At 69.7% G+C, this 2,720-nt stretch carries 1 protein-coding gene and 1 pseudogene; both read left to right on the top strand.

Annotation, left to right across the window (positions count from 1 at the left end):
- Positions 1-1,002 (top strand): annotated as a pseudogene (locus AC27VN_RS38245) (hypothetical protein); the annotation flags it as partial.
- An 18-nt stretch (positions 1,003-1,020) separates the two neighbouring features.
- Positions 1,021-2,718 carry a glycosyl transferase family protein gene (locus AC27VN_RS38240; RefSeq protein WP_093352292.1) on the top strand — a complete coding sequence of 566 codons (1,698 nt, stop codon included), beginning with the start codon at positions 1,021-1,023 and terminating at the stop codon, positions 2,716-2,718.
- Positions 2,719-2,720 lie beyond the last annotated feature (2 nt).

Genomic DNA, 2,720 nt, shown 5'->3' with positions numbered 1-2,720 from the left:
GCCGGCTTCGACGTGGTGTCGCGCGGCGAGTGGACCGCCACCCTGCCGCTGGGCGTGGTCGCGGCCAACGGCCGCATGCCCTCCGAGCTGGTGATCGACGTGGCCGCCGCGCCCGGCGCTTCGTCCACGCGTCCCGTGGCCTCGGTGTTCTGGAACGACGTGCTGCTGTCGGCCAAGCGCCTGGAGGCCGACGGCCGACCCGAGCGCCTCGATGCGCGCATTCCCGGCTATGCGCTGGGCCTGAGCAACGTGGTGCGCGTGTCCTTCCAGCGCCAGCCCTATTCGAACGACTGCCAGGAGATGCCGCAAGGCTTCCCGGTCAGCGTGCTGCCCACCAGCTTCGTGCGCGCGGGCGACGCGCGACCCGACGGCAGCTTCGTCGGCCTGCTGCCGCTGATGTCGGGCAACCCGCAGGTCGCCGTGCCGCAGGCCTGGCTGGCCGACGCGCCCGCGAGCCTCGCGCGCCTGGTGCGCATGGCCGTGGCCGCCGGCGTGACGCCGGTGCGCTCCGAGCTGGTGGTGACCCAGTCCGGCGCCTTCTCGCCGAGCAAGCCCTTCCTCGCGCTGCAGGTGGCGGTCGACGGCGCCGCCTCGAAGGTCGAGGTCAAGGACGCGAGCCTGCGCATCCACGGCCGCAAGGCGCCGTGGCTCGAGCTCGACGACCTGTCGCAGCTGAGCGCCATCGAGGTGAGCCGCGCCCATGGCCAGGACGGCATGCAATGGCAGCCGATCGGCGCGCGCCCCGTGGTGCCGGCCAAGCCCTTCGTGCTGAACCGCGGCGACATCGCGATGCTCGGCGCCGACGGCCCCGTGAGCTGGCTCGACAGCGGCAATCCCGCGGACGAGAGCGCGCGCCGCGGCGGCGAAGGCGCGTTCTTCGAATGGCGTTCGTATGCCGCCTGGGGCATGCCGGTGATCGGCGTGGCCGTGTTCGCGCTGCTGCTGCTGATCCTGCTGGCCTGGCGTGCGCGGCGCCGCCATGCGGCCAAGTCGCAGCACTGAGGACCCGACCGAAGCCGCATGTTCGAGCTCTACGGACCCTTCCTGCTGGCCGACTACTACCGCGGTCTGGAGATCGTGACCGCGGTCGTCGGCGTGGTGATCCTGCTGTCGAGCATCGACGACCTGTTCGTCGATGCCTGGTACTGGGTGCGCGAGATCTACCGCTCGCTGACCGTGCGCCGCCGCTACCGGCGCCTGACCGCCGCGCAACTGCGCGCGGCGCGCGAGCAGCCGATGGCCATCATGGTGCCGGCCTGGCTCGAGTACGACGTGATCGCGCCGATGCTCGCCAACATGGTGTCGACGCTCGAGTACAAGAACTACGCCATCTTCGTCGGCACCTACCGCAACGACGCGCGCACCATCGCCGAGGTGGAACGCATGCGCCGGCGCTACCGCCAATTGGTGCGCGTGGAGGTGCCGCACGACGGCCCGACCTGCAAGGCCGACTGCCTCAACTGGGTGGTGCAGGCGCTGTTCCAGCACGAGCGCACCATGGGCGAGCCCTTCGCGGGCGTCGTGCTGCACGACAGCGAGGACGTGCTGCATCCGCTCGAGCTCAAGTACTTCAACTACCTGCTGCCGCGCATGGATTTCATCCAGCTGCCCGTGACCTCGCTCGAGCGCCACTGGTTCGAGCTGGTGGCCGGCACCTACATGGACGAGTTCGCCGAGTGGCACAGCAAGGACCTCGTGGTGCGCGAGAGCCTGTCGCGCATGGTGCCCTCGGCCGGCGTCGGCACCTGCTTCTCGCACCGCGCGCTGCAGACGCTGGCCGCGGAGCTCGACAACCAGCCCTTCAACACCGCCAGCCTGACCGAGGACTACGACATCGGCGCGCGGCTGGGCCGGCTCGGCATGAAGCAGATCTTCGGCAAGTTCGACGTCGAGTACGTGACGCGGCGCACCGCCTGGTTCGGCGCGGGCCGCGAGAAGCTCGGCTCGCTGCGCATGCCGCTGGGCGTGCGCGAGTACTTCCCCGACACCTTCCGTACCGCCTACCGGCAGAAGGCGCGCTGGACCCTGGGCATCGGCCTGCAGGGCTGGGAGCAGATGGGCTGGGCCGGCTCGCTGGCCACCAAGTACCTGCTGTTCCGCGACCGCAAGGGCCTGTTCACCGCCTTCGTGGCCATCCTCGGCTATTTGCTGATGCTCAATTTCCTGGTCTTCTTCTTCGCCGACGCCATGGGCTGGTGGACCGTCTACTACCCGTCGATCTTCCAGTCGGGCGGCTGGCTCATGACGGTGATGGAGCTCAATGCCGTGGCGCTGCTGCTGCGCTTCGCGCAGCGCTTCCATTTCGTGTCGGCGCTCTACGGCTGGGAGCACGGGCTGCTGTCGATCCCGCGCATGGTGATCGGCAACTTCATCAACGCCATGGCCGCGGCGCGCGCGTGGAAGCTGTTCCTCTCGCACAAGCTGTTCGGCAAGCGGCTGGTGTGGGACAAGACCATGCACGACTTCCCCTCGGCCGACCAACTGGTGCAGCAGCGCCAGCGGCTGGGCGAGGTGCTGCTGTCGTGGCGCGCGATCGACGAGACGCAGCTCGACAACGCGCTCACGATCCAGCGCGGCACGGGCCGCAAGCTCGGCAGCATCCTGCTCGAGCAGGGCTGGCTCGACGCGGGCACGCTCGAAGAGGCGATCTCGTTCCAGCGCGGCGATTCGGTGCTGGCGCCGCTCGCGCCGCAGGGCGCGCAGGGAGTGCCGGCATGAAG

It is taken from the genome of Variovorax sp. 20P10.2.4 (genome assembly GCF_058244205.1).
This window is presented reverse-complemented; position numbering and strand designations above follow the sequence as displayed.

Excerpts from the sequence above, each read along its gene's own strand:
- AC27VN_RS38240 (WP_093352292.1), top strand. The coding sequence starts at position 1,021 with ATGTTCGAGCTCTACGGACCCTTCCTGCTGGCCGACTACTACCGCGGT.